Origin of the sequence: Streptomyces sp. SYP-A7185 (genome assembly GCF_046103685.1) — a bacterium.
GTDB lineage: Bacteria > Actinomycetota > Actinomycetes > Streptomycetales > Streptomycetaceae > Streptomyces.
On record NZ_CP122310.1, the window covers coordinates 6,463,754 to 6,489,846 of the forward strand.

Below are 26,093 nucleotides of genomic sequence, written 5' to 3' on the forward strand. Positions count from 1 at the left end.
CCGACAGGCCATCCTTGGCTGCGTGAAATCCGACCGGCTGCTCTCGATCCTGCTGCTGCTCCAGACCCGCGGGCAGGTCCCCGCGCACGAACTGGCCGACCGCCTCGAAGTCTCCGTGCGCACCATCTACCGCGACATCGACGCGCTCTCCGCCTCCGGGATCCCGGTGTACGCCGAGCGCGGGCGGCACGGCGGCATCGCGCTCCTGCCCGGTTTCCGCACGGACGTCACGGGGCTCACGGCGGACGAGTCGCGGGCGCTCTTCATCCTGGCCGCCCAAGGCGCGCACGCCGCGCTGGGGCTGGACGCCGCGCTCGGCTCCGCGCTGCGCAAGGTGATGGCGGCGCTGCCGGCGCCGCACCGCCCCGCGGCCGAGCTGACGAGCCGCCGCATCCTCGTCGACTCGGCGCGCTGGATGCCGGGGCCCCGCGGCTCGGACGCGGTCGCCGTCGATCTCGACGTGCTCCAGGACGCGGTCTTCTCCGACCGGCGGCTGGAGCTGCGCTACCGGCACAGCGGCGACGCCGAGCCGCGCGCCTACACCGTCGACCCCTACGGCCTCGTCTCCAAGGCGGGGGTCTGGTACCTGGTCGCCGACCGGCGCGGCGCCCCGCGGCTCTTCCGGGCCGACCGCGTGCGGACGGCCACGCTCACCGAGCTGCCGGTGCGGCGCAGGCCCGGCGTCGAACTCGCCGACGTATGGGGCGTCCTGAAGCGGCAGGTCGAGGACCGCCCGGTCGGCGTCGAGGTGACGGCGCGGGTCGCGCGGGACCGGTTCGCCCAGTTCGTACGGCTCAAGGGGAACTTCCTCACCGCCCGTCCCGAAGACGACGGGGAGAGCGAGTGGATCACCGTCCGCCTCGGTTTCGCCGTCGTCGGCGACGCCCGCACGCTGCTGCCGTTCGGCGCCGGTGTGGAGGTGCTGTCGCCGCCCGAGGTCCGCGCCGAACTGGCGAGCGCCGCCGCCGAGGTCACCGCCCTGTACGCAGGAACCGGCTCAGCTCGCCCGTGAGCTCGGCCGGCGCGTCCTCCTGCACGAGGTGTCCCGCGCCCTCGATCAGGCGCAGCTCGGCCCCGGGGATCAGCCGGGCGAGTTCGTGGCCGCGCTCCGCCGGGATCCAGGTGTCCTCCGTGCCCCAGCAGACGAGGACGGGCAGCGCCAACTCCCCATACCGCTCCTGGATCTCGTCGGTGAACCGCTGGTCGTTCTGTTCGATCTGCCGGTAGAACGCGGGCCTGCCCTCGTCCGTGCACCAGGGCTCGACCAGGCGGTCGAGCACCCGGGGGTGCAGGCCGCGGTGGCTCGCCGAGCCGACGTACGCGCGCACGAGCGCCTCGTGCAGGGCGGGCGGCAGCTGCCCGAAGACCTCGGCGTGCGCGCCGAGCAGGCGGTAGGCGGGGGAGCCCCAGGGGGCGAGCGCCACGGCGTCGACGAGCGCGAGGCGTGCGTAGCGGGCGCCGTGCAGGAGGTGGGCGCGCAGGGCGACGCAGCCGCCGAAGTCATGGGCGACGACCGCCGGTTCGTCGAGGCCCCAGTGCGCGAGGAGCTCGGTGAGGACGCGGGCCTGCGCGGCCAGGGTCACGTCCTGCCCGGCCCGCATCTCCGACGTCCCGTAGCCGGGCAGGTCCCACACGTATACGCGGTGGTCGCGGGAGAGCGCGCGGGCCACGTCCCGCCAGACGTACGAGGAGAAGGGGGTGCCGTGGACCAGGACGACGGGCGGGGCGTCCGCGGCGCCGAGGGCGGCCCAGCGCACGGCGCCGGTCGAGCCCGCGAAGGTCTGGTCGAGCGTCCAGTCACGATCGCCGGTTCGGGCACGGTCAAGTGTCATGACCGTAAGGCTAGTAGCTCCTTACGTGTGAGTCGAGAGTCGAGCGTCGCGGGTTGAGGGTTGAGGGTTGAGGGTTGAGGGTTGAGGGTCGGGAGTCCGGAGTCGGGAGCCGGGGGTCGTCGGCCGCTTCTCGCGCCCCCGGGTCACCGCTCGTCCAGCCAGTGGTGCCGTCCGAGTGTCACCAGGCGCAGCTGGCGGCGCGCGCTGGCCGCCACCCGGTCCTCGCCGTCGGGCGCCGCCTCCAGGAGGGCGGACGCGGTCATCACCATGTGGTCGACGTACATCCGCGCCAGCATCAGGAGGTCGTCTTCGTCCCAGCCCGCCGACTCCGGCTCCCGGGCGAACTGGTCCTTCACCTCCTGCGCGAACAGGGTCAGCTGATCGCCTATCGCGGACCGCACCGCCTGGACGCCGCCGTGCTGCTCGCGGGCGATGAAGCGGACGTGCGCGGGGTGCGTGCGCACATAGGCGACGATCAACTCGACGGCGGCCGCGATGCGTTCCTCGCCGTCGCCGGTCGCCGCGAGGAGCGCCACGAGCGTGGTGTGCAGGCTGCCGAGCGCCTCCTCGACCAGGGCCACGCCCAGATCGGCCATGTCGCGGAAGTGCCGGTAGAAGGCGGTCGGGGCCACGCCCACGGCACGGGTGACCTCGCGCAGGCCCAGGCTGCTCAGGCTCTGCTCCTCCAGGAGCTGGAGGGCCGCGTCGAGCAGAGCCCGCCGCGTCTTCTGCTTCTGGGCCTGCCGGACGCCGAGAGTGTGACTCATGCCATGCAGTTAACAACTGTTCTCCGAGATTGAAAAGCCGGAGAGGCGGTACTCTCTATGTCAGTGAACAGTTGTTACCACAAGCGTTCACCGAAACCCTCACACGAGAGGTGTCCCATGCTTTTCCTCGTCGCCGCCCTCCTGCTGCTCGGCGTCGCCCTGGGGTCCGTGGCCCACGCGCCGGTCTCCGTCTCCCTGGTCGCGGCCGCCGTCATCGGCGTCTGGCTCGTGGTGTTCACGGTCCGCGAGCGGCACGGGAGCCGTCACTCCCGCCGTCACTCCTGAGCCCGGCAGGCACCGACCTGAGCCCGGCTGGCACCGATCCGTACGGCATCTGAAAGGAGTCGCACCATGGAACCCATTACTCTCGACCGGAAGCCCGAGGCCACCCCTTCCCCGGAGTCCGCCACCGCTTCCCCGGAGTCCGCCGCCCCTTCCTCCGCTCCGTCGTCCGCCCCCGCCCCCACCGGCCGGCGCGACACCGACGGCATGGCCGTCGCCTCGTTCGTCCTCGGCCTGCTCGGACTGCTCGTCCTGAACCTCTTCCTCGGCCCGATCGCGATCGTCCTCGCGGGCATGGCGCTCCTGCGCGGGACCAACCGCAGGGGCCGCGCGCTGCTCGGACTCGGGCTCGGTGTGGCCGATCTCGTCGTCCTCGGCGTACTGATGTCCATGGACAACACCGTGTCCTGGGGTCTCGCGGGCTGACACCGCTTGGACGCGGGGCCCGGCGAGGCTCGTAGAATCGTGTCCACCATGGCCTACCTCGACCACGCAGCGACCACTCCGATGCTCCCGGAGGCGATCGCGGCGATGACCGCCCAGCTCGCCGTCACCGGCAACGCGTCCTCATTGCACGCCGCGGGGCGCCGGGCCCGGCGTACCGTCGAGGAGGCCCGCGAGACGCTCGCCGAGTCGCTCGGCGCGCGGCCCAGCGAGACCGTCTTCACCGCGGGCGGCACGGAGGCCGACAACCTCGCCGTCAAGGGCCTGTACTGGGCGCGGCGCGACGCCGACCCCGCCCGGACCAGAGTCCTCTCCAGCCCCGTCGAGCACCACGCCGTCCTCGACGCCGTGCACTGGCTCGGCGAGCACGAGGGCGCCACCGTCGAGTACCTCCCGGTCGACGCGTACGGCCGTGTGCACCCCGACGTGCTGCGCGAGGCCGTCGAGCGCAACCCCGACGACGTCGCCCTCGCCACCGTCATGTGGGCCAACAACGAGATCGGCACCGTCCAGCCCATCCGCGAACTGGCCGACGTCGCGGGGGAGTTCGGCATCCCGCTGCACGCCGACGCGGTCCAGGCCTACGGCCAGCTGCCCGTCGACTTCGGTGCGTCCGGGCTCGCCGCGATGACCGTCTCCGGCCACAAGATCGGCGGTCCGTACGGCATCGGGGCGCTGCTCCTGGGCCGCGAGTACAGCCCCGTGCCCGTCCTGCACGGCGGCGGGCAGGAGCGTCATGTGCGCTCCGGGACGCTCGACGTGCCCGCGATCGCCGCGTTCGCCGTGGCGGGGCAGCACGCCGCCGGGCAGCGCGAGTGGTTCGCCCGGGAGATCGGCGCCCTGCGGGACGAGCTGATCGCCGCCGTCCGCGCGGAGGTCCCCGGCGCGATCCTCGGGGGAGACCCCGTCGACCGGCTGCCCGCGAACGCGCACTTCACCTTCCCCGGCTGCGAGGGCGACTCCCTCCTGCTGCTGCTCGACGCCCAGGGCATCGAGTGCTCCACGGGCTCGGCGTGCACCGCGGGCGTGGCCCAGCCGAGCCACGTCCTGCTCGCCACCGGCACCGACCCCGACCTGGCCCGCGGCACGCTGCGCTTCTCCCTCGGGCACACCTCGACGAAGGCGGACGTGACCGCGGTGGCCCGGGCGATCGGCCCGGCGGTGGACCGGGCGCGGACGGCCGGCCTGAGCTGAGACCGGCCGCTCCTCAAGGGGGGCACGGGCCTGCTCCGGACCTGCGCCGGGCCTGCTCCGGGGCCGTCTCGTGCCGGGCCTGCCCCGTTGCGGGTCCGTCTCGTTCCGGTCTCGTTCGGGACCGGCTTGCTCCCCGTTTGCGCCGGTGCGTGACGAGAGTAACGCCGGACTCCTTTCACCCTGCCCGGAGTTGATGCCGGTTTCGGCCGCTATCGGGACCGCGGGTGCCGGAGCGGGCCGCACTGCCCACAGATCGTCGATCTATGCTTGCCGCTCGCGAGTCCGCTCCGCGCGTTCGGGGCTGCACGACAACCCCCTCCTGGAGTTCACATTGAAGGCGAACCTCCGCTCTCGCATCACCGCGCGGCTCGGACGGATGTACCTCTCCCGGATCCAGAAGAACGGGATCAGCGCCTCGGCGATATCGCGCCTGCCCGAGCCGCTCCTCGCGCCGATGCGCCGTGACGGGCTCGACCCGGTCGCGGCCCTCACCGAGCACCAGGCGGAGCAGCCGATATCCAAGGTGCCGCTGCCCTTCGGCATGGACGCCTGGGTCGTCACCGGATACGACGAGGTCAAGGCCGTCCTCGGCGCCACCGACGGCTTCAGCAACGACTTCACGAACCTCGCGGGCAACGCGGGCGTGGTCGACGACCACCACCCCGGCGGCCTCGGCTTCAGCGACCCGCCGGTCCACACGCATCTGCGCCGCATCCTCACGCCCGAGTTCACGATGCGCCGCCTGCGCCGCCTCACGCCCCGGATCGAGGCCATCGTCGAGGAGCGGCTCGACGCGATGGAGGCCGCGGAAGGGCCCGTCGACCTCGTCGAGGCCTTCGCGCTGCCGATCCCCTCGCTGACGATCTGCGAACTGCTCGGCGTGCCGTACGAGGACCGCCACGACTTCCAGCAGCTGGCCATGGAGCGCTTCGACCTCTTCGCCGGCGCGACCGCTCCCTTCGGGGCGATATCCGCCTCGCTCTCCTACTTCCGGGACGTCGTCAAGAAGCAGCGCGAGAACCCGGGCGACGGACTGCTCGGCATGATCGTCAAGGAGCACGGCGACACCGTCGACGACGAGGAGCTCGCCGGTCTCGCCGACGGCATCCTCACCGGCGGCTTCGAGACGACCGCGAGCATGGTGGCCCTCGGCTCCCTGCTCCTGCTGCGGCACCCCGAGACCGCCGCGCGCCTGCGCGAGGACGACGCGGCGGCCGCCACCTTCGTCGAGGAGGCGCTGCGCTACCTCACCGTGGTGCAGGTGGCCTTCCCGCGCTTCGCCCGCGAGGACATCGAGATAGCCGGGGTGCGCATCCCCAAGGGCGACCTGGTCCTGTGCTCCCTGAGCGGCGGCAACCGCGACGCCAAGTACACCCCCGACGGCGGCGGCTTCGACCCGGAGCGCAAGGCCTCGGGCCACCTTGCCTTCGGCTACGGCATCCACCGCTGCATCGGCGCCGAACTGGCCCGCATGGAGCTGCGCGCCGCCTACCCCGCCCTCGTCAGGCGCTTCCCGGAGATGCGGCTCGCGGCCGACCCCGAGGAGCTCGTCTTCCGCAAGCTCTCGATCGTGTACGGGGTGGAGTCCCTGCCGGTGCACCTGCGCTAGGTCACGCCGGCTGCGGCGGCGCGCGTCAGCCCAGGGCGGTGCGGGCCTTGCGGACCAGCGGTATGTACCGGTCCCAGTCCCAGTGGGGTCCCGGATCGGTGTGGTCGGTGCCCGGCACCTCCACGTGCCCGATGATGTGCTCGCGGTCCACCGGGATGTCGTACCGCTTGCAGATCCCGGCGGTGAGCCGCGCCGACGAGGCGTACATCGCGTCGGTGAAGGACGACTTCTTGTCGACGAAGCCCTCGTGCTCGATGCCGATGCTGCGTTCGTTGTAGCTCTTGTTCCCCGCGTGGAACGCCACGTCCAGCTCGCGGATCATCTGGGCGACGTGACCGTCCTTGCGCACCACGTAATGGGCCGCCGCGCCGTGCGCCGGGTCCTTGAAGACGCGCAGCGCCGTCGCGTACCCGCCCTGGACGACGTGGATGACGACCATGTCGATGTCGTAGTCGTCGGGTCTGTCCGCGCGGCGCCAGTTGTAGTCGGACGCCGCTGTCCACTGGGCGCCCTTGGCGTCGACCTCGCCCTCCTTGCGCTTCTTCACGACGCCGGGCAGGCGCCACCACAGGCGGCTGAGCTTGTCCGAGGCGAGCGCCGCCGTGCCGACGGCCGCCGCGGCGCCGCCGATCAGGAGCGTCCGGCGGTTCACGCCGCGGCGCCCCTGATCGCGCTCTTCCGTCGAGTCCTGTTCTTCCCCCATGTGATCGTCAACGCTTACTCACGGGCGGCTGGTTCCCGCGGGCCCGTACCCTGTTAGAGCTATGACTGAGACCCAGACCCCGCAGCGCCCCCGCCCCCTTCGTGTTCTCGCCGCCATGTCGGGCGGCGTGGACTCCGCCGTCGCCGCCGCGCGTGCCGCCGAAGCGGGCCACGACGTGACCGGAGTGCACCTGGCACTCTCGGCTAACCCGCAATCGTTTCGCACGGGCGCGCGAGGCTGTTGCACCATCGAGGACTCCCGCGACGCCCGCCGCGCCGCGGACGTCATCGGCATCCCGTTCTACGTGTGGGACCTGGCCGAGCGGTTCCGCGAGGACGTGGTCGAGGACTTCATCGCCGAGTACGAGGCGGGGCGCACCCCGAACCCGTGCCTGCGCTGCAACGAGAAGATCAAGTTCGCCGCGCTCCTCGACAAGGCCCTCGCGCTCGGCTTCGACGCCGTCGTCACCGGCCATTACGCCACGGTGGTCGTGAACGAGGACGGCACGCGCGAGCTGCACCGCGCCTCGGACATGGCCAAGGACCAGAGCTACGTCCTCGGGGTCCTGGACGACCGCCAGCTCGCCCACGCGATGTTCCCCCTCGGTGACACGCTCACCACCAAGGAGGAGATCCGCGCGGAGGCCGAGGAGCGCGGCCTGGCCGTCGCCAAGAAGCCCGACAGCCACGACATCTGCTTCATCGCCGACGGCGACACCCAGGGCTTCCTCGCGGACCGCCTCGGCAAGGCGGAGGGCGACATCGTCGACACCGAGGGGAACAAGCTGGGCACCCACGAGGGCGCCTTCGGCTACACCATCGGCCAGCGCAAGGGCCTGCGGATCGGCACCCCGGCCCCCGACGGCAAGCCCCGCTACGTCCTGGACATCTCCCCGGTGAACAACACCGTGACGGTCGGTCCCGTGGCCGACCTGGACGTCACGGGTCTGACGGCGATCAAGCCCCGCTGGTGCGGCGCGGCCCCCACGGGGCCCGGCACGTACACCGCGCAGCTGCGGGCGCACGGCGGCGAGACGGCGGTGCGCGCGGAGCTGGTCGACGGCTCCGAGCTGCGGGTCTCCTTCGACGAGCCGGTACGCGGCGTGGCCCCCGGCCAGGCGATCGTGCTGTACGACGGCACGCGCGTGGTCGGCTCGGCGACGATCGCCACGACGGAGAGGGTCACGGCGGCGGCCTAGCCACCGCCCGGACCCCCTCCTGCCGTCCGGTGCTACCGGGGCGTCTCCACCTCGTAGAAGCAGAAGTGGTCCTTGATCTGGGCCACCGCGTCCTTCGGCTCGGGGTACGCCCACACCGCGTCCTTGGCACCGGGCAGCGACCAGTAGGACGCCGTTCCCTTGAACGGGCAGTACGTCGTCGTGTCCGACGGGGTCAGGGCGTCGGTGCGCACGTCCTCCGGAGGGAGGTAGTAGCGCACCGGGCAGCCCGTCTCGCGCAGCAGCAGCGGGCGGCTGCTCTCGGCGACGACCTGGCCGTCGCGCACCACCCGTACGAGGTCGGTGCCCTGCTCGATGGTGATCTTGTGTCCTGCTGTCACCGTGGTCTCCTTCTGTGAGCGGCCGCGTCCCGTCCAGTCTGTGCCGGATCGTACGGTGAGGCCATGAACATCTGTGTCTTCCTCTCCGCCGCCGACCTCCCCGACCGCTACACCCGCCCCGCGCGCGAATTCGCCGAGCTGCTCGGCAAGGGCGGCCACACCCTGGTGTGGGGCGGTTCGGAGAGCGGTCTCATGAAGGTCGTCGCCGACGGCGTGGCGCAGGCCGGCGGGCGTCTCACGGGGGTCTCCGTGGACTTCCTCGCGGCCAAGGCCAGGACGGTGGCCGCGCCCGACGAGATGGTGATCGCGCGCGACCTCGCCGAGCGCAAGGCGCTGCTCCTGGAGAAGGCCGACGCGATCGTGATCATGGTGGGCGGCACGGGCACGCTGGACGAGGCCACCGAGATCCTGGAACTGAAGAAGCACGGCAAGCACACCAAGCCGGTCGTCCTGCTGAACTCGGCGGGCTTCTACGACGGCTTGAAGACGCAGTTCCAGCGCATGGAGGACGACGGCTTCCTGCCGCTGCCGCTGACGGATCTCGTCTTCTTCGCCGAGGAGCCCGTCGGCGCCCTCGCCTACCTGGAGGAGTCCATGGGCACGCGCTGACCTGCGAGGTCCGGGGTGCGACGATGGACGCATGGCAACACATGTGATCACCGGGGCCGGCTCCGGCATCGGCGCGGCCGTCGCCCGCCGCCTCCACGCACGCGGCGACGCCCTCGTCCTGCACGCACGGGACGCGGGCCGGGCCAAGGAACTCGCGGCGCAGTTCCCCGGCTCCGCCACGCTCGTGGGCGACCTCTCCGACCCGGACAAGCTCTCCTGGGCCTTCGGCCACCAGACGCTGCCCGACCGGGTGGACTCCCTGCTCCACGTCGCGGGCGTCGTCGACCTCGGCCGGGTCGGCGACCTCACCCCCAAGTCCTGGCGCCACCAGCTCAACGTGAACCTCATCGCGCCCGCCGAGCTGACCCGCCACTTCCTGCCCCAGCTGCGCGTCGCCCAGGGGCACGTGGTCTTCGTCAACTCGGGCGCGGGCCTGAGCGCCCACGCCGACTGGTCCGCCTACGCCGCCTCCAAGCACGGCCTGAAGGCCCTGGCCGACTCCCTGCGCGCCGAGGAGCACGCCAACGGCGTCCGGGTCACCTCCGTCTACCCGGGCCGCACCGCGAGCGCCATGCAGGCCAAGGTCCACCAGCAGGAGGGCAAGGCGTACGACCCCTCCCGCTTCATCGACCCGGAGTCCGTCGCGACGACGATCCTGATGGCCGTCGACCTCCCGCGTGACGCCGAGGTCAACGACCTGACGGTGCGGCCGGGCCAGTGACCGCGATCAGTTGGGGCCCGGCCACCGGCGTCGGGTCCATGCCGGGCGGCGACGCCCGCGAGACCGCGAAGACCGTCACCGGCAGTTTCGAGGACTTCCCGTACCTGGCCGAGCTGCCCGCGCGGGGGCCCGGCGCCGACATGATCGGCCGGACCGCCGGAATGCTGGTCGAGCTCTACGCGCGCGTGGAGCCCAGCGGCTGGCGGATCGGCGACCGGCCGGGCCGCGACACGCGCCGCGCGAAGGCCTGGCTCGGCGAGGACCTGGACGCCCTGGAGGAGTTCACCCAGGGGTACACGGGCCCGGTCAAGGTGCAGGCCGTCGGGCCCTGGACCCTCGCCGCCGCCCTGGAGCTGAGGAACGGCGAGGCCGCGCTCTCCGACCCCGGCGCCTGCCGTGACCTGGCCGGATCGCTCGCCGAAGGCCTGCGCACGCATCTCGCGGACGTCCGCCGCCGGATCCCGGGCGCCCAGGTCGTGCTCCAGCTCGACGAGCCCTCGCTCATGTCCGTGCTGCGCGGACACGTCAAGACCGCGAGCGAGTACCGCACCCACCGCGCCGTGGACCGCCAGCTCGTGGAGAGCACGCTCCGGGAGGTCCTGGGCGTGCACGACGGCCCGTCCGTCGTGCACTCCTGCGCGCCCGACGTGCCGTTCGCGCTGCTGCGCCGAGCGGGCGCCGACGCGATCTCGTTCGACTTCTCGCTGCTCACCGAGCGTGACGACGAGGCGATCGGTGAGGCGGTCGAGGGCGGCACGAAGCTCTTCGCCGGTGTCGTGGCGGGCGTGGACGGCCCATTGTCAGACCCTGCCGGTAGCGTCATGGGTGTCAGGACGCTGTGGCGCAGGCTGGGGCTGAATCCGGGTTCACTCGCGGAGTCGGTCGTGGTCACTCCGTCGTGCGGGCTCGCGGGAGCTTCTCCCGCGTACGCACGCGCGGCGCTCGCCCACTGCGCCAGGGCGGCGAGATCACTCGCGGACAACCCTGAGTAATTGGGTATGACGTAACGGGAGGACGAAACGGTGGCTGTCGAACAGCAAGGCTCTGTGCCCGCCGAGGCACGGGATCAGCATGCCCAGCTGGCCGAACAGATCGAGGAGCACCGCTTCCGGTACTACGTGAACGACCAACCGGTCGTCAGTGACGCCGAGTTCGACAAGCTCCTGCGCTCCCTGGAGGCCCTGGAGGACGAGTACAGCGAGCTGCGCACGCCCGACTCGCCCACCCAGAAGGTCTCCGGGGCGTACGAGACCGAGTTCACCTCGGTCCAGCACCGCGAGCGCATGCTCTCCCTGGACAACGCCTTCGACGACGCGGAGCTGGCCGCCTGGGCCGACCGCGTCGCCAAGGAGGTCGGCACCACCGACCACCACTTCCTGTGCGAGCTGAAGGTGGACGGCCTCGCCGTCAACCTCACGTACGAGGACGGCAAGCTCACCCGCGCGGCCACCCGCGGGGACGGCCGCACGGGCGAGGACATCACACCGAACGTCCGCACCATCGCGGACATCCCGGACCGCCTCAAGGGCGACGAGATCCCCGCCCTCGTCGAGATCCGCGGCGAGGTCTTCTTCCCCATGGAGAAGTTCGAGGAGCTGAACGCCCGCCTGGTCGAGGCCGGCGACAAGCCCTTCGCCAACCCGCGCAACGCGGCGGCGGGTTCGCTGCGCCAGAAGGACCCGCGCGTCACCGCGACCCGCCCGCTGCACATGGTGGTGCACGGCATCGGCGCCCGCGAGGGCTTCGACATCGACTGCCTCAGCCACGCCTATGAACTCCTGAAGGCCTGGGGCCTGCCCACCGCCCAGCACAACAAGGTGGTGCAAGGGCTCGACGGCGTCCGGGACTTCATCACGTACTTCGGCGAGAACCGCCACTCCGTCGAGCACGAGATCGACGGCGTCGTCGTGAAGCTGGACGAGATCCCGCTCCAGGGCCGCCTCGGCTCCACCTCGCGCGCGCCCCGCTGGGCGATCGCCTGGAAGTACGCCCCCGAGGAGGTCAACACCAAGCTGGTGAACATCCGCGTGGGCGTCGGCCGCACCGGCCGCGTCACGCCGTACGCCCAGGTGGAGCCCGTCACGGTCGCCGGGTCCGAGGTCGAGTTCGCGACCCTGCACAACCAGGACGTGGTGAAGAAGAAGGGCGTCCTCATCGGGGACACGGTCGTCCTGCGCAAGGCGGGCGACGTCATCCCGGAGATCCTCGGCCCCGTCGTCGACCTGCGCGACGGCACCGAGCGGGAGTTCGTGATGCCCGCCGAGTGCCCCGAGTGCGGGACGGCGCTGCGGCCGATGAAGGAGGCCGACATCGACCTCCGCTGCCCGAACGCCCGTTCGTGCCCGGCCCAGTTGCGCGAGCGGCTGTTCTATCTGGCGGGCCGCAAGAGCCTGGACATCGAGAACTTCGGGTATGTGGCGGCGGCCGCGCTGACCAAGCCGCTGGAGCCGTCCGAGCCGCCGGTCCTGGACGAGGGCGACATCTTCGACCTCACCATCGAGCGCCTCCTGCCGATCAAGGCGTACGTACTGGATCAGGACAGCGGTCTGCCCAAGCGGGACCCGAAGACGGGCGAGGAGAAGATCGCCACGGTCTTCGCCAACCAGCAGGGCGAGGCCAGGAAGAACGCCCTGTCGATGCTGGAGAACATCGCGGCGGCCAAGGAGCGCCCGCTCGCGCGCATCATCACGGGCCTGTCCATCCGTCACGTGGGCCCGGTGGCCGCGGAGGCGCTGGCCCGTGAGTTCCGCTCCCTCGAGCGGATCGAGCAGGCCACGGAGGAGGAGCTGGCCGCCGTCGAGGGCGTGGGTCCGACCATTGCCGCCTCCCTGAAGCAGTGGTTCGAGGAGGACTGGCACCGGGAGATCCTGCGCAAGTGGCGCGCGGCCGGGGTCCGCATGGAGGAAGAGGGCGGGGGAGAGGACGAGGGGCCGCGGCCGCTCGAAGGCCTCACCGTCGTCGTGACCGGCACGCTTGAGCACCACACGCGGGATGGCGCAAAAGATGCGTTGCAGAGCCGGGGAGCAAAGGTGACCGGTTCCGTTTCGAAGAAGACAGCTTTCGTGGTTGTGGGTGACAATCCCGGCTCGAAGTACGACAAGGCGATGCAGCTGAAGGTTCCGGTTCTCAACGAGGAAGGCTTCGCCGTCCTGCTGGAGCAGGGACCGGACGCGGCAGCGGAAGTCGCGCTTCCGACCGAGGAGTAGCGGTTGAAGGCCACCCGTTCAGCGCATACCAGATGCATACGGGTGGCCGGGTCGCATTCGGGCAACCGTTGTGGACCGCTGCCCGTAGAAGCCTTCTGCGGCCTACTGTTGAGGTGTGCGCCTGCCGTGCCCCGCTGCGATTGGGGTATCCCCTGCTCACCGGGAGCACGGGGAAGGAGTTTCAGACGCGGCTGACTTCTGGAGCGAGTCCGCGTGGCGTGGGCACCGCCGGCTGTGAGAGGGACGGGAATGGAACCGACCGAGAGCGCCGCACCGGACTCCCGGCTGCGCGCGCGCCTGCGGCGCGGACCGTGCGCGTGGCTCAGTGGACGCAGAGCGGCACGGGAGGCCGAAGCGGAGAGCGGGCGCTCCGCCGTCCCGAGCACCGCCGTCGAGCGACGTGAGCGCGCCTGGAGCACCGTCGGCGGGTACGGCTCGCAGGAGCTCGGCGTGGGCGAGGGCGCGGGCGTCATGGACACCGGACTCTGCGCCACCCAGACCGGCGCCGAAGGGCGGCGCAGGCCGCTGTGGCGCGGCGCCGAGGCGCACGGCCCGGACGCCGCGTCCGGCGAGCGCGACCCCTGGCCGGTCCTTCCGGTTACGGTCGTGACGATCGCCGCCATGGTCCTCGGCGCGGGCTTCTTCCTCGCGTTCACCGGACCGGGCGCGCTGTTCCCCTCGGGCACGGTCGGCTGGTCCCTCGCGATCCTCACGGGCCTCATCGTCGGCCACCTCGTCGCGCTCGGCCGCGACCGCTGGTGGGGCGGCACGGGCTCGGGCGGCGCCCTCACCGTCGCCGTCCTCCTGCTCTACGGCTGGGTGCCCGCGGGCATGGTCAGCCTCACCGTCGTGGTCCTGGTCGGCGTCGCGCGCCGCCACCGCTGGCGCCAGGGCGTCCTGCACGGCGCCGTCGACATCCTCGGCATCGGCGCGGGCGCGCTCGCCATGGCCGCCTTCGGCACGGCCCCCACGACGGACGCGCCCTGGCTGCCCGAGACCTGGGACCTGTACTCCGCCCCCGAGGTGGCGCTCGCCGCCGCCGCGTACCTCGTGGTCACCCGCGTCCTGCTCTGGTACGTCCACGCGCCGCGCACCGGCGCCCTGCCCACGGTCACCCGCACCGCCCTGGTCCGCCAGGGCCTGGTCGGCGTCGCGCTCCTGGGCATCGCCCCGCTGATCTGCGTGGTCGCGGCCTCGACGCCCGTCCTGCTGCCCCTCTTCGCCATCCCCCTGGTCGCGCTCGACTCGACGCTGTGGATAGCGCGGGCCAGGGCCGAGGAGCAGCTGCGCGACCCCCTCACCGGCCTGCCCAACCGCCAGTGGCTCCTCGAACGGACCTGGACGGCCCTCGACGACGCCGAGCGCATCGGCGCGCGGTCCGCCCTGATGCTGATCGACATGGACCGCTTCCGCTCGGTCAACGACACCCTGGGGCACCTCGCGGGCGACCGGCTGCTGCTCCAGATCGCCGACCGGCTGCGGCTCGCCCTGCCGCGCGGCGCTGAGGCCGCACGCCTCGGCGGCGACGAGTTCGCCGTCCTGCTCCCCGTCGCCGACTCGACGACGTCCGCCACCCGCGTGGCCCGGTCGCTGGTCGCCGCCCTCGGCTCGCCCCTCGACCTCGACGGCCTGACGCTGGTCCTGGAGGCCAGCGCCGGTCTCGCGGTCTTCCCCGACCACGCCATGGACGCGGAGGGCCTGCTGCGCCGGGCGGACGTCGCGATGTACCAGGCCAAGCGGGACCGCACGGGCGTCGAGGTGTACGAGTCCAAGCGGGACTCCAACACCCCCGACCGGCTCGGCCTGTTGGGAGATCTGCGCAGGGCCCTGGACGCGGGAGACGTCGAGCTCCACTACCAGCCGAAGGTCCAGTTCGACGGGCGGGTGGCCGGGCTCGAGGCGCTGGTGCGCTGGGTGCACCCCGAGCGCGGGAAGGTGCCGCCGGACGAGTTCATCGCCATAGCCGAGTCGTCGGGCCTGATGCCGCACCTCACGGAGTACGTCCTGGAGACGGCCCTGTGCCAGGTGGCGAAGTGGCAGGCGATGGGGCTCAAGGTCCCGGTCGCGGTGAACGTCTCGCCCCGGGACGTCCACACGCCGGGTTTCGCGGGCGCGGTCGCCGCACGCCTCGCCCGGCACGGCGTGCCCGCGGGAGCGCTCCAACTGGAGATAACGGAACACGTCCTCCTGGAGGACCCGCAGCGGGCCGCGGACACCCTGGCCGGGCTGACCGGCCACGGCGTCAAGATGTCGCTGGACGACTTCGGCACGGGATATTCGTCCCTCGTGCATCTGCGGCGGCTCCCGGTGAGCGAGCTGAAGATCGACCGCTCGTTCGTCGCCCGCCTCGCCGTGGACAACGAAGACGCGGAGATCGTCCGCTGCACGGTCGACCTCGCGCACTCCCTGGGCCTGCTCGTCGTCGCCGAGGGCGTCGAGGACGACGAGACGTGGGAGCGGCTGCGCGACCTGGGCTGCGACGCGGTCCAGGGCTGGCTGGTCGCCGCCGCGATGCCGCCGGACGAGACCACCGCCTGGCTGCGCGCCCGCGGCTCGCGCGGCTGGCGCCGCCCGGTGGACGTCGCCGCCGAGGAGGCCGCTGCGGCGGCCGAAGCCGAAGCCGGAGCCGACATCGCGAAGTAGCCGCACGGAGGCGGGCCGGCGTCGCGGAACGCCCTCCGGGCCCCGCCGCGGCAATCCGTTTCACGGGCACGGGGTGCGGCCCCATAGGATTGGGGCCACAAACCACACACTCACCCCCAGAGGATCGCCGCATGCCTGGCATTACGCGCGAGGAGGTCGCCCACCTCGCCCGCCTAGCACGTCTTGAGCTGAAGGACGAAGAGCTCGACCACTTCGCCGGACAGCTCGACGACATCATCGGCGCGGTCGCCCGCGTCTCTGAGGTCGCCGACCAAGACGTACCGCCGACCTCCCACCCGCTGCCGCTGACGAACGTCATGCGCGCGGACGAGGTCCGTCCGTCGCTCACCCCCGAGCAGGCGCTCTCCGGCGCCCCGGCCCAAGAGCAGCAGCGTTTCAAGGTGCCGCAGATCCTGGGGGAGGACTAACCCACCATGACGGACAGCAAGATCGACATCATCAGGCTCACCGCGGCCGAGATCGCCGCGAAGGTCGCCTCCGGCGAGCTGACGGCCGTCGAGGTCACCGAGGCCCACCTGGCCCGCATCGACGCCGTGGACGAGAAGGTGCACGCCTTCCTGCACGTCGACCGTGAGGGCGCCCTCGCGCAGGCCCGCGCCGTCGACGCCAAGCGGGACAGCGGCGAGAAGCTCGGCCCGCTGGCCGGCGTGCCGCTCGCGCTCAAGGACATCTTCACCACCGAGGGCGTACCGACCACGGTCGGCTCCAAGATCCTCGAAGGCTGGATCCCGCCGTACGACGCGACCGTCACCAAGCGCCTGAAGGCCGCCGACGTCGTCATCCTCGGCAAGACCAACATGGACGAGTTCGCCATGGGGTCCTCCACCGAGAACAGCGCGTACGGCCCCACCGGCAACCCGTGGGACCTCACCCGCATCCCCGGCGGCTCCGGCGGCGGCTCCAGCGCCGCCCTCGCGGCGTACGAGGCCCCGCTCGCCATCGGCACGGACACCGGCGGCTCCATCCGCCAGCCCGCGGCCGTCACCGGCACGGTCGGCGTCAAGCCCACCTACGGCGGCGTCTCGCGCTACGGCATGGTCGCGTTCTCGTCCTCCCTGGACCAGGGCGGTCCCTGCGCACGCACGGTCCTGGACGCCGCGCTCCTGCACGAGGTCATCGCCGGGCACGACGAGCTCGACTCGACGTCCATCGACGCCCCGGTCCCGCCGGTCGTCGAGGCCGCGCGCAACGGCTCCGTACGGGGCATGCGCGTCGGCGTCGTGAAGCAGTTCGCGGGCGAGGGCTACCAGGCCGGTGTCGTCCAGCGCTTCCAGGAGTCGGTCGCCCTGCTCAAGGAGCTCGGCGCCGAGATCGTCGAGCTGGACTGCCCGTCCTTCGACCTGGCGCTCTCCGCGTACTACCTGATCGCGCCCTCCGAGTGCTCGTCGAACCTCGCGCGCTTCGACGCCATGCGATACGGCCTGCGCGTCGGCGACGACGGCACGAAGTCCGCCGAGGAGGTCACCGCGCTGACCCGCGAGGCCGGCTTCGGCGACGAGGTCAAGCGCCGCATCATCCTGGGCACGTACGCCCTGAGCTCCGGCTACTACGACGCGTACTACGGAAGCGCCCAGAAGGTCCGCACCCTGATCACGAAGGACTTCGAGAAGTCCTTCGAGCAGGTCGACGTCATCGTCTCGCCCGCGACGCCCACCACCGCCTTCCCGATCGGCGAGCGCGCCGACGACCCGATGGCGATGTACCTCGCGGACGTGTGCACCATCCCGTCGAACATGGCGGGCAACGCCGCCATGTCGCTGCCCTGCGGCCTCGCGCCGGAGGACGGCCTGCCGGTCGGACTGCAGATCATCGCCCCGGCCATGAAGGACGACCGCCTTTACAAGGTCGGCGCTGCCGTAGAGGCCGCCTTCGTGGAAAGGTGGGGTCACCCGCTGCTTGAGGAGGCACCGTCACTATGAGTCCCATGACCGCCAAGGCCCAGGGTTTCAAGAAGTCGAAGCCCGGCGCGTACCTGTCGATGGGCACCACCGCCTTCGGCGCGATCTCCGTCGTCAAGCAGGCCAGGCTGGCCCGCAAGGAGAACGACACGCTCCGGCTCATCGACGCCGCTGTCTCCGCCGCCGCCATCGTCACCGGCCTTGCTCTGCTCTATCGCGAGCTGAAGAAGCTCGGCGACGACGACGTCCTGCTGGGTTGAGAGGGAAAGTTTCACCGTGACTGTCACGACTGACCTGGTGTCGTACGAGGATGCCCTCGCGACGTACGACCCCGTCATGGGCCTTGAGGTCCATGTCGAGCTGGGCACCAAGACCAAGATGTTCTGCGGCTGCTCCACCGAGCTGAAGCAGGACGCCAACAGCCAGACCTGCCCGACCTGTCTCGGCCTGCCCGGCGCGCTGCCGGTGGTCAACGAGATCGGCGTCGAGTCCGCCATCAAGATCGGTCTCGCGCTGAACTGCGAGATCGCCGAGTGGTGCCGCTTCGCCCGGAAGAACTACTTCTATCCGGACATGCCGAAGAACTTCCAGACCTCCCAGTACGACGAGCCGATCGCCTTCAACGGCTATCTGGACGTCCAGCTGGAGGACGGCGAGGTCTTCCGCGTGGAGATCGAGCGCGCCCACATGGAGGAGGACACCGGCAAGTCCACGCACGTCGGTGGCGCGACGGGCCGTATCCACGGCGCTTCGCACTCGCTCCTGGACTACAACCGCGCCGGCATCCCGCTCATCGAGATCGTCACCAAGCCGATCGAGGGCGCCGGCGAGCGGGCCCCCGAGGTCGCCAAGGCGTACGTCGCCGAGCTGCGCGAGGTCATCAAGGCGCTCGACGTGTCCGAGGCCCGGATGGACAAGGGCCAGATGCGCTGCGACGTGAACCTCTCGCTGCGCCCGCACGGGCGCAAGGAGTTCGGCACGCGCTCGGAGACGAAGAACGTCAACTCGCTCCGTTCCGTGGAGCGTGCGGCGCGCTACGAGATCCAGCGCCACGCGGCCGTCCTGAACAGCGGCGGCACGATCGTCCAGGAGACCCGTCACTTCCACGAGGAGGACGGCTCCACGACGTCGGGCCGCATCAAGGACAACGCCGAGGACTACCGGTACTTCCCGGAGCCCGACCTCGTCCCGGTGGCCCCGGCCCGTGCGTGGGTCGAGGAGCTGCGTGCCGGTCTCCCCGAGATGCCGCGCGTGCGCCGCAACCGCCTCCGCGAGGAGTGGGGCGTCTCGGAGCACGACATGCAGTCGATCCTGAACGCCGGTGCGGTCGACCCCATCGTCGCCACGATCGAGGCGGGCGCCGACGCGGCGGCCGCGCGCAAGTGGTGGATGGGCGAGATGGCCCGCAACGCCAACGAGACGGGCAAGGCCCTCGACGAGCTGCCGGTCACCCCGGCGCAGGTCGCCCGGGTCGCCGAGCTCGTCGCCAAGGGCGACCTGAACGACAAGCTGGCGCGCCAGGTCTTCGAGGGTGTCCTCGCGGGCGAGGGCACGCCGGACGAGGTCGTCGAGAAGCGCGGCCTGAAGGTCGTCTCGGACGAGGGTGCGCTGACGGCCGCCGTGGACGAGGCGATCGCGGGCAACCCCGCCATCGCCGACAAGATCCGCAGCGGCAAGGTCGCCGCGGCCGGCGCGCTGGTCGGCGCGGTCATGAAGGCCACCCGGGGCCAGGCCGACGCGGCCCGCGTCAAGGAACTGATCCTGGAGAAGCTGGGCGTGGAGGGCTAGGCGCTGCGCTGGGCTTGAGCGGTGTCCTGGCTGTGGCCGGGGTGCGGCCCGGGCCCGCCCGCTTCACGGCGGATTCTTTCCCGCCCACCCACCCGATTGCCCCGAGGCGTCGGGTGGGTGGGCGGCGAAGCTCCGCTTGCCGCTCGCGTGCCGCGATGCCGGGTTCCGCGATGCCGCCCCCCGCCCGGCCGTACGCCGGGAACGTCCGTCCCCGCTGAATCAGTGCCCCGTCACGGGCCACGGAGCGTCCCCCTGAACACCGTCACCGCCGAGATCCTCTCCGTCGGCCTGCTGCTCGCCGTGCTCGCGTTCGCCGTCATACGGCCGCGTCAGTGGCCCGAGGCCGCCGCCGCGCTGCCCGCCGCCGGGATCGTCGTGGCGCTCGGGGCCGTCTCGTCGGAGCACGCGCTCGCCGAGGTCCGGAGCCTGCTGCCGGTCGTGGGGTTCCTCGCGGCCGTCCTCGTGCTCGCCCAGCTCTGCGCGGACGACGGGCTCTTCGCCGCCGCCGGTGACCTCGTCGCCCGGCTCTGCGGCGGACGCACCCGGGCGCTGCTCGGCGGCGTCTTCGGAGTGGCCGCCGTCGTCACCGCCGTGCTCAGCCTCGACGCCACCGTCGTCCTGCTCACCCCGGTCGTCTTCGCCACCGCGGCCCGCGTGGGGGCCAGGCCGAGGCCGCACGTCTACGCCACCGCCCACCTCGCCAACTCGGCCTCGCTCCTGCTGCCCGTCTCCAACCTGACCAACCTCCTCGCCCTCACCGCCAGCGGCCTCACCTTCACCCGGTTCGCGCTGCTCATGGCGTTGCCGTGGCTGGTGGCCATCGGGATCGAATACGCCGCCTTCCGGCGGTACTTCGCCGCAGATCTGGACGCGGGCGCGTTCGAGCCCAAGGAGACCGAGCCGACCCCCGTACCGGTGTTCACCCTGGCCGTCCTCGGCCTCACGCTCGCCGGGTTCGTCGCGACCTCGTTCGCGGGCGTCGAACCCCTGTGGGCGGCCCTCGCGGGAGCCGTGGTGCTCGCCGCCCGCGCGCTGCTGCGAGGACGCACGACCGCCACCGGCCTCGTGCGCTCCGCGAGCCCGCTGTTCTGCCTGTTCGTGCTCGCGCTCGGCGTCGTCGTCAAAGCGGTCGTCGACAACGGCCTCGGCTCCGGCATCGAGTGGCTGCTGCCCGACGGCGCCTCGCTGCCCGCCCTGCTCGCCGTGGCGGCCGTCGCCGCCGTCCTCGCCAACCTGATCAACAACCTGCCCGCGATCCTCGCCCTGCTGCCCGCCGTCGCGCCCGCGGGCCCCGGGCCCGTCCTCGCCGCCCTGATCGGCGTCAACGTCGGCCCGAACCTCAGTTACGTCGGCTCGCTCGCGACGCTGCTGTGGCGCCGCATCCTGCACGAGCACGGCACGGACGCCGACCTGCGGACGTTCACGCTGCTCGGCGCGGTGACCGTGCCGCTCACGCTCGCGGCGTCGACCGTCGCGCTCTGGCTGGGACTGCTGATCGCCTGACCGGGTCCTGACGTCCGTACGGGGAAGGGCCGTTCGTACTCGGGGGAGTCCGTTCACGTCGACTTCGTCCCCAAGTCTTCACAGGGAAACCAGACTTCACTACCGTCCCGGCCGAGGAGGTCAATGGATCAGCAGAGAACCATTGGCCGTCGACTGGAGGTCGTGACGTGTCCCCGGAGATTTCCCGCAGGCGACTGATGGCGGTCGGCGGTGGCGCGGTCGGCGCCGCCGCCGTCGGATCCTTCCTGCCGCCGTCGTTGCAGCTCGCACTGGCGCAGGACAGGCCAGGACCCCGTGGCGGCGGGCTCGGCTCGATCGAGCACGTCGTCATCCTGATGCAGGAGAACAGGTCCTTCGACCACTACTTCGGCGCCCTGCGCGGCGTCCGCGGCTTCGGCGACCGCAACGCCGTCCGACTCCCGGGCGGCACGTCCGTGTTCGAGCAGCCGGGCGCCTTGCGCACCGTCCTGCCCTTCCCGGTCCGCGAGGCCGCCGCCGCGCAGAAGAAGGACCTCCAGTACATCGGCGCCCTCGACCACTCCTGGAGCGGCGGCGCCAAAGCCTGGCACGACGGCTGGTCGGACGGCTGGATCACCGCCAAGACCGCCGCCACGATGGCGTACTACACGCGCGAGGACATCCCGCTGCACTACGAGCTCGCCGACACCTTCACCGTCTGCGACGCCTACCACTCGTCCATCCACACCTCCACCAGCCCCAACCGCAACCACCTGTGGAGCGGCAAGACGGGCTACGAGGCGAACGGCAAGCGGGCCGTCGGCAACGACGCCTACGACGAGGGCAAACACCCCGGATACGACTGGGGGACGTACGCCGAGCGCCTGGAGAAGGCGGGCGTGAGCTGGCAGACGTACACGGAGTGGGAGAACTTCACCGACAACCAGATCGAGTTCTTCACCACCTTCAAGGCCATCGCCCGCAAGGTCCTGGCCAAGACCGGCCTCACCTTCATGGAGGCCTTCTACGCCCAGGTGCGCGACGCCAAGGACGACGCCGAGCGCCAGAAGCTGCTCGCCACCCTGGAGGAGGGCGTCGCCACCCTCACCAAGGCGGAGAGGTCGCTGTTCGAGCGCGGTCTGCGGCGCGTGCCCACCGGCAAGCTCGCCGAGGAGTTCGCCAAGGACGTCGCGGACGGCAAGCTGGCCAAGGTCAGCTATCTGGTGCCCTCGGCCCTGGACTCCGAGCACCCCAGCGTCTCCTCGCCGATCCACAGCGCGACCATCGTCTACAAGGTCCTGGACGCCCTCGCCTCGCACCCCGAGGTCTGGCGCCGCACCGCCGTCTTCATCAACTACGACGAGAACGACGGCTTCTTCGACCACGTCCCGCCGCCCGTGCCCGGCACCGGCTCCGCCGAGGACCAGGAGGAGCGCTGGGAGGGCAAGCCGACCGGCCTCGGCGTGCGCGTGCCGATGCTCGTCGTCTCGCCCTGGACCGTCGGCGGCTACGTCTGCTCCGAGGTCTTCGACCACACCTCCGTCGTGCGCTTCCTGGAGAAGTGGACCGGCGTCAAGGAACCCAACATCAGCGCCTGGCGCCGCAAGGTCACCGGCGACCTCACCGGCGCCTTCGACTTCCGGCGCGGCCACCGGCGGCCCGAGGTCGAGCAGCCCGGCGCCATCCCGGAGTTCAGCGGCCGCTGGGCCCCGCAGCCGCCCCTGAAGCAGTCCATGCCGGTCCAGGAGCCGGGCACCCGCCGCGCCCGCCCGCTGCCCTACCAGCCCGACGCGTACGCCGAGCCCGGCAAGAACGGCGCCCTGTCGGTGCGGCTGCGCAACGGCGGCAGCTCCAGCGCGCACTTCGCGCTCTATCCGTACGCCGGCGAGTTCACGGCCCCGCAGCACCAGGACGTCGTCCGTACGGGATCGTGGACCGTGCCCGTGAAGGACGCGTACGCCTTCACGGTCACGGGCCCCAACGGCTTCCGGCGCGAGTTCGCCGGCGGCAAGGACGGCGGCGCGCGGCTCACCTCCGCGATCACCCGGCGCGAGCTCCACGTCACCCTCGCCAACCGCGGCCGCAAGGACCTCGTCTTCACGGTCAAGCCGCTCGGATACGTCGACGAGCGCGACGTCAGGAAGCGTACGAGGACCGTCCGCGTCAAGGCGGGCAGCAGCCGCACGATCGCCTGGCACACGGACCACGAGCACGGCTGGTACGACATTCAGGCGACGGCGTCCGGCGAGCCCGCTTTCCGGCGGCGCCTGATGGGGCACATAGAGGACGGACGCGCGAGCGTGTCGGGCTGACGCCACGGATTCAGGGGTGTGCGAGGTCCCGATGGGGCCTCGCACACCTTTTGTGCCCTTGTGAGGAAGCCCACGTACCGGACCAACGATCTCCAACTGCTGTCAAGGTGTCTCTGGCGCTTATCTCGGTGCTCATACGTTCTTTGCGGGCTGTTCAGTGCATCAAAGACTGTTCCCGATAAAGATCCACGAACCACCCCAGGGAGCAGGGCAGTGGCAGCACTCGCACGATGGTGTGTGAAGCACCGCCTCCTGGCCGTCCTGCTCTGGCTCGCCGCTCTCGGCGGCGCCGCGAGCGCCGCGGCCGTCGCCGGATCCGCGTACTCGAACGACTACGAGGTCCCGGGCACCGAGTCCGGCCGTGCGACCCAGCTCCTGAACGAGGGCTTCGCGGGCCTCGGCGGCGACAGCAACACCGTCGTGTGGCGGACCGAGGCGGGCACGACCGTCCGCGCGGCCGACGTCGAGCAGACGATGACCGACACCCTCGACACGATCCGGCACATGCCCGCGGTGGCCTCCGTCAGCAGCCCGTACGCGGAGGGCGGCGCCGCCCAGATCAGTGACGGCGGGCGCATCGCGTACGCGACCGTCACCTTCCACGAGCAGGCCGACGCCATCGACACGGCGGACGCGCAGGCCCTCGTCGACACCGCCAAGGCCGCCGACTCGGACCACCTGGAGGTCGAACTGGGCGGTGGCGCCGTCGGCCTCACCGAGACCAAGAGCGCACAGACCGCCGAGATCGTCGGGGTCGCCGTCGCCGCCGTCGTGCTCTTCCTCGCCTTCGGCTCGCTCGCCGCCTCGATCCTGCCCATCGCCACCGCACTGGTCTCGGTCGGCACGGCGTACGCGGGCATCGTGCTGCTCGGGCACCTCATGACCGTCGCGGACTTCGCCCCGATGCTGGGCACCCTGATCGGGCTCGGCGTCGGCATCGACTACGCGCTGTTCATCGTGACCCGGCACCGCAAGGGCCTCAAGAAGGGCCTCCCGGTGGCCGTCGCCGCCGAACGCGCGGTCGCCACCACCGGGCGCGCGGTCGTCTTCGCGGGCGCCACCGTGTGCATCGCCCTGCTCGGCATGCTCATCCTGCGGCTCAGCTTCCTCAACGGCGTCGCGATCGCCGGCTCGCTGACCGTGCTGCTCACGGTCGCCGCCTCGGTGACCCTGCTGCCCGCGCTGCTCTCCTGGATCGGCCCGCGCGCGCTCAGCCGCCGCGAACGGCGCGCCCTGGCCGAGCACGGCCCGGCCCCGGAGACGCCCACCGGGCTCGCCGCCCGCTGGTCCGCCTTCGTGGAGCGGCACCCGAAGCTGCTCGGCGGTGTCGCCGTCGCCGTGATGGCGCTGCTCGCCCTGCCCACGCTCTCCCTGCACCTGGGCACGTCCGACCAGGGCAACAACACGGCGTCGTCCACCACACGGCAGGCCTACGACCTGCTCGCGGACGGCTTCGGGCCCGGCGTGAACGGCCCCCTCACCCTCGTCACGGACGTCGCGGGAGCGGGCGACCGGCTCGCGCTCACCAACCTCGACGCCACCCTCCGGTCGACCGAGGGCGTCGCCTCCGTCGGCCCCGTCACGTACGACGCCGACGGCTCCGCCGCCCACATCACCGTCGTACCGGACTCCTCCCCGCAGTCCCAGCGCACCAGCGACCTCGTCGACCGGCTGCGCGACGATGTCCTGCCCGTGGCCGAGGCCGACACCTCGCTCGACCTCCAGGTCGGTGGCGTCACCGCGAGCTACGACGACTTCGCGGAGGTCATCGTCGGCAAGCTGCCGCTCTTCGTGGGCGTGGTCATCGGCCTCGGCTGCGTCCTGCTGCTTCTCGCCTTCCGGTCCGTCGGCATCCCCCTGAAGGCCGCCGCGATGAACGTGGCGGCGGTGGCGTCGGCCTTCGGGGTCGTCGTCGCGATCTTCCAGTGGGGCTGGGGGAGCGAGCTGCTCGGCCTGGGCTCGGCGGGACCGATCGAACCCTTCCTGCCCGTGATCATGGTGTCGGTCCTCTTCGGGCTCTCGATGGACTACCAGGTCTTCCTGGTCAGCCGGATGTACGAGGAGTGGCTGGAGACCGGCGACAACCGGCGGGCCGTCCGCGTCGGCCTCGCCGAGACGAGCCGCGTGATCAACTCCGCGGCCGTGATCATGATCTCGGTCTTCCTCGCCTTCGTCCTGAGCGGCGACCGGGTCATCGCGATGTTCGGCATCGGTCTGGCGGCCGCGGTCGCGCTCGACGCGTTCGTCCTGCGCACGCTGCTGGTGCCGGCCCTCATGCATCTGCTGGGCGGCGCCAACTGGTGGCTGCCGCGCGGCCTGGACCGCTGGCTGCCGCGCATCAGCATCGAGCCTCCGGAATGTCGGTCGAGATCGGCCGCCGTCGGTGCGAGGATCCCGGGACAACGGGAGACGCACGACGATCCGGCCGGGGCGCCGGACGGACGGGAGGAGCGGGATGTTCGCGATATCGCTGGACGAGGGCGCTGAACTGCGGCCCATCGAGCCGTGGCAGGCGGAGGAGTTCCTCGCGCACGTCGAGCGCGCGCGGGAGTACGCCGGACCGTGGGTGCCCCTGACCGTGCGGGTCAAGGACCTCGCGTCGGCCCGGGAGCTGCTCCAGATGTTCGCCGACCGGCAGGCCGCCGACACGGGCCGCCTGTACGGCCTCTGGCTGGAGGGCACGCTCGTCGGCGGAGTGCTCTTCCGGATCTTCGACACGGCCACCGAGTGCTGCGAGGTCGGTGTCTGGCTGGAGCCTTCGGCCGCCGGGCGCGGTCTGATCACCCGGGCGAGCCGGATCGTGGTCGACTGGGCGGTGGACGAGCGCGGGATGCACCGCGTGGAGTGGATGGCGTCCTCGGCGAACGCCCCCAGCATCGCCGTCGCCAAGCGGCTCGGCATGACCAAGGACGGGGTGCTGCGGGAGAGCTTTCCCTGGCAGGGCGTGCGCCACGACATGGAGGTGTGGTCGGTGCTCGCACCCGAGTGGCGCAGGGCGCGCGAGGAGCGTGCGGCCGCCGGTGACGGGGCCTCGGCGGCTCGTTAA

General features: G+C 71.7%; 23 protein-coding genes. 19 read left to right on the forward strand and 4 right to left on the reverse strand.

Annotated features, from left to right (window positions below):
• Nucleotides 1-22: 22 nt before the first annotated feature.
• On the forward strand, nucleotides 23-1,012 hold the full coding sequence (locus tag QBL25_RS28505) for a helix-turn-helix transcriptional regulator (RefSeq protein ID WP_409059818.1): 990 nt from the start codon (nucleotides 23-25) through the stop codon (nucleotides 1,010-1,012).
• Here the strand turns inward: QBL25_RS28505 and QBL25_RS28510 are convergent.
• The gene (locus QBL25_RS28510) at nucleotides 972-1,832 is read right to left on the reverse strand and encodes an alpha/beta fold hydrolase (protein WP_409059819.1); all 861 of its coding nucleotides are present in this window, start codon (nucleotides 1,830-1,832) and stop codon (nucleotides 972-974) included. The genes QBL25_RS28505 and QBL25_RS28510 overlap by 41 nt on opposite strands.
• Before the next feature lie 143 nt (nucleotides 1,833-1,975).
• On the reverse strand, nucleotides 1,976-2,599 hold the full coding sequence (locus QBL25_RS28515) for a TetR family transcriptional regulator (protein ID WP_409059820.1): 624 nt from the start codon (nucleotides 2,597-2,599) through the stop codon (nucleotides 1,976-1,978).
• 117 nt (nucleotides 2,600-2,716) lie between these two features.
• Here QBL25_RS28515 and QBL25_RS28520 point away from each other — a divergent pair, with 117 nt between their 5' ends.
• From QBL25_RS28520 to QBL25_RS28535, 4 genes are all read left to right on the forward strand, one after another.
• Nucleotides 2,717-2,884 (forward strand): hypothetical protein, encoded by a 168-nt coding sequence (locus QBL25_RS28520; RefSeq protein WP_409059821.1) that lies wholly within the window; start codon nucleotides 2,717-2,719, stop codon nucleotides 2,882-2,884.
• A gap of 204 nt (nucleotides 2,885-3,088) precedes the next feature.
• Nucleotides 3,089-3,307, forward strand: coding sequence for a DUF4190 domain-containing protein (locus QBL25_RS28525; protein ID WP_409062809.1), 219 nt, complete (start codon nucleotides 3,089-3,091; stop codon nucleotides 3,305-3,307).
• Between the two features lie 48 nt (nucleotides 3,308-3,355).
• Nucleotides 3,356-4,519: a cysteine desulfurase family protein gene (locus tag QBL25_RS28530; protein WP_409059822.1), complete on the forward strand. Its 1,164-nt coding sequence runs from the start codon at nucleotides 3,356-3,358 to the stop codon at nucleotides 4,517-4,519.
• A gap of 376 nt (nucleotides 4,520-4,895) precedes the next feature.
• Nucleotides 4,896-6,128 carry a cytochrome P450 gene (locus tag QBL25_RS28535; protein WP_409062810.1) on the forward strand — a complete coding sequence of 411 codons (1,233 nt, stop codon included), beginning with the start codon at nucleotides 4,896-4,898 and terminating at the stop codon, nucleotides 6,126-6,128.
• A 25-nt stretch (nucleotides 6,129-6,153) separates the two neighbouring features.
• Here the strand turns inward: QBL25_RS28535 and QBL25_RS28540 are convergent, their stop codons facing one another.
• On the reverse strand, nucleotides 6,154-6,831 hold the full coding sequence (locus tag QBL25_RS28540; protein ID WP_409059823.1) for an N-acetylmuramoyl-L-alanine amidase: 678 nt from the start codon (nucleotides 6,829-6,831) through the stop codon (nucleotides 6,154-6,156).
• Nucleotides 6,832-6,892: 61 nt separating this feature from the next.
• Here QBL25_RS28540 and mnmA point away from each other — a divergent pair, with 61 nt between their 5' ends.
• Nucleotides 6,893-8,029: a tRNA 2-thiouridine(34) synthase MnmA gene (mnmA, locus tag QBL25_RS28545; protein ID WP_409059824.1), complete on the forward strand. Its 1,137-nt coding sequence runs from the start codon at nucleotides 6,893-6,895 to the stop codon at nucleotides 8,027-8,029.
• A 32-nt stretch (nucleotides 8,030-8,061) separates the two neighbouring features.
• On the opposite strand, the gene QBL25_RS28550 is transcribed toward mnmA, so the two are convergent.
• On the reverse strand, nucleotides 8,062-8,388 hold the full coding sequence (locus tag QBL25_RS28550; protein WP_409059825.1) for a DUF427 domain-containing protein: 327 nt from the start codon (nucleotides 8,386-8,388) through the stop codon (nucleotides 8,062-8,064).
• A gap of 63 nt (nucleotides 8,389-8,451) precedes the next feature.
• On the opposite strand from QBL25_RS28550, the gene QBL25_RS28555 reads away from it, so the two are divergent.
• The 13 genes from QBL25_RS28555 (at nucleotide 8,452) to QBL25_RS28615 (ending at nucleotide 26,093) form a co-directional block, all read left to right on the forward strand.
• Complete coding sequence (locus QBL25_RS28555; protein WP_409059826.1) at nucleotides 8,452-8,997, forward strand: TIGR00730 family Rossman fold protein; 546 nt, start codon at nucleotides 8,452-8,454, stop codon at nucleotides 8,995-8,997.
• A gap of 31 nt (nucleotides 8,998-9,028) precedes the next feature.
• Nucleotides 9,029-9,718, forward strand: coding sequence for an SDR family oxidoreductase (locus QBL25_RS28560; protein WP_409059827.1), 690 nt, complete (start codon nucleotides 9,029-9,031; stop codon nucleotides 9,716-9,718).
• Nucleotides 9,715-10,710, forward strand: a complete 996-nt coding sequence (locus QBL25_RS28565; RefSeq protein ID WP_409059828.1) for a methionine synthase — start codon at nucleotides 9,715-9,717, stop codon at nucleotides 10,708-10,710. Before QBL25_RS28560 ends, QBL25_RS28565 begins: the two co-directional genes overlap by 4 nt.
• A 30-nt stretch (nucleotides 10,711-10,740) precedes the next feature.
• Nucleotides 10,741-12,924: an NAD-dependent DNA ligase LigA gene (ligA, locus tag QBL25_RS28570; protein WP_409059829.1), complete on the forward strand. Its 2,184-nt coding sequence runs from the start codon at nucleotides 10,741-10,743 to the stop codon at nucleotides 12,922-12,924.
• A 249-nt stretch (nucleotides 12,925-13,173) separates the two neighbouring features.
• A complete protein-coding gene (locus tag QBL25_RS28575; RefSeq protein ID WP_409059830.1) occupies nucleotides 13,174-15,567 on the forward strand; it encodes a putative bifunctional diguanylate cyclase/phosphodiesterase in 2,394 nt (797 codons plus the stop codon).
• A gap of 131 nt (nucleotides 15,568-15,698) precedes the next feature.
• Nucleotides 15,699-15,995, forward strand: a complete 297-nt coding sequence (gene gatC / locus QBL25_RS28580) for an Asp-tRNA(Asn)/Glu-tRNA(Gln) amidotransferase subunit GatC (RefSeq protein ID WP_016642027.1) — start codon at nucleotides 15,699-15,701, stop codon at nucleotides 15,993-15,995.
• A gap of 6 nt (nucleotides 15,996-16,001) precedes the next feature.
• A complete protein-coding gene (gatA, locus tag QBL25_RS28585) occupies nucleotides 16,002-17,507 on the forward strand; it encodes an Asp-tRNA(Asn)/Glu-tRNA(Gln) amidotransferase subunit GatA (RefSeq protein WP_409059831.1) in 1,506 nt (501 codons plus the stop codon).
• The gene (locus QBL25_RS28590; RefSeq protein WP_361838300.1) at nucleotides 17,504-17,746 is read left to right on the forward strand and encodes a hypothetical protein; all 243 of its coding nucleotides are present in this window, start codon (nucleotides 17,504-17,506) and stop codon (nucleotides 17,744-17,746) included. The genes gatA and QBL25_RS28590 overlap by 4 nt, the downstream gene beginning before the upstream one ends.
• A gap of 16 nt (nucleotides 17,747-17,762) precedes the next feature.
• On the forward strand, nucleotides 17,763-19,274 hold the full coding sequence (gatB, locus tag QBL25_RS28595; RefSeq protein ID WP_409059832.1) for an Asp-tRNA(Asn)/Glu-tRNA(Gln) amidotransferase subunit GatB: 1,512 nt from the start codon (nucleotides 17,763-17,765) through the stop codon (nucleotides 19,272-19,274).
• Nucleotides 19,275-19,496: 222 nt separating this feature from the next.
• Nucleotides 19,497-20,777: an SLC13 family permease gene (locus QBL25_RS28600; protein WP_409059833.1), complete on the forward strand. Its 1,281-nt coding sequence runs from the start codon at nucleotides 19,497-19,499 to the stop codon at nucleotides 20,775-20,777.
• Between the two features lie 167 nt (nucleotides 20,778-20,944).
• Nucleotides 20,945-23,047: a phosphocholine-specific phospholipase C gene (locus QBL25_RS28605; protein ID WP_409059834.1), complete on the forward strand. Its 2,103-nt coding sequence runs from the start codon at nucleotides 20,945-20,947 to the stop codon at nucleotides 23,045-23,047.
• Between the two features lie 213 nt (nucleotides 23,048-23,260).
• The gene (locus tag QBL25_RS28610) at nucleotides 23,261-25,534 is read left to right on the forward strand and encodes an MMPL family transporter (RefSeq protein WP_409059835.1); all 2,274 of its coding nucleotides are present in this window, start codon (nucleotides 23,261-23,263) and stop codon (nucleotides 25,532-25,534) included.
• Nucleotides 25,503-26,093: a GNAT family N-acetyltransferase gene (locus QBL25_RS28615; RefSeq protein ID WP_409059836.1), complete on the forward strand. Its 591-nt coding sequence runs from the start codon at nucleotides 25,503-25,505 to the stop codon at nucleotides 26,091-26,093. Before QBL25_RS28610 ends, QBL25_RS28615 begins: the two co-directional genes overlap by 32 nt.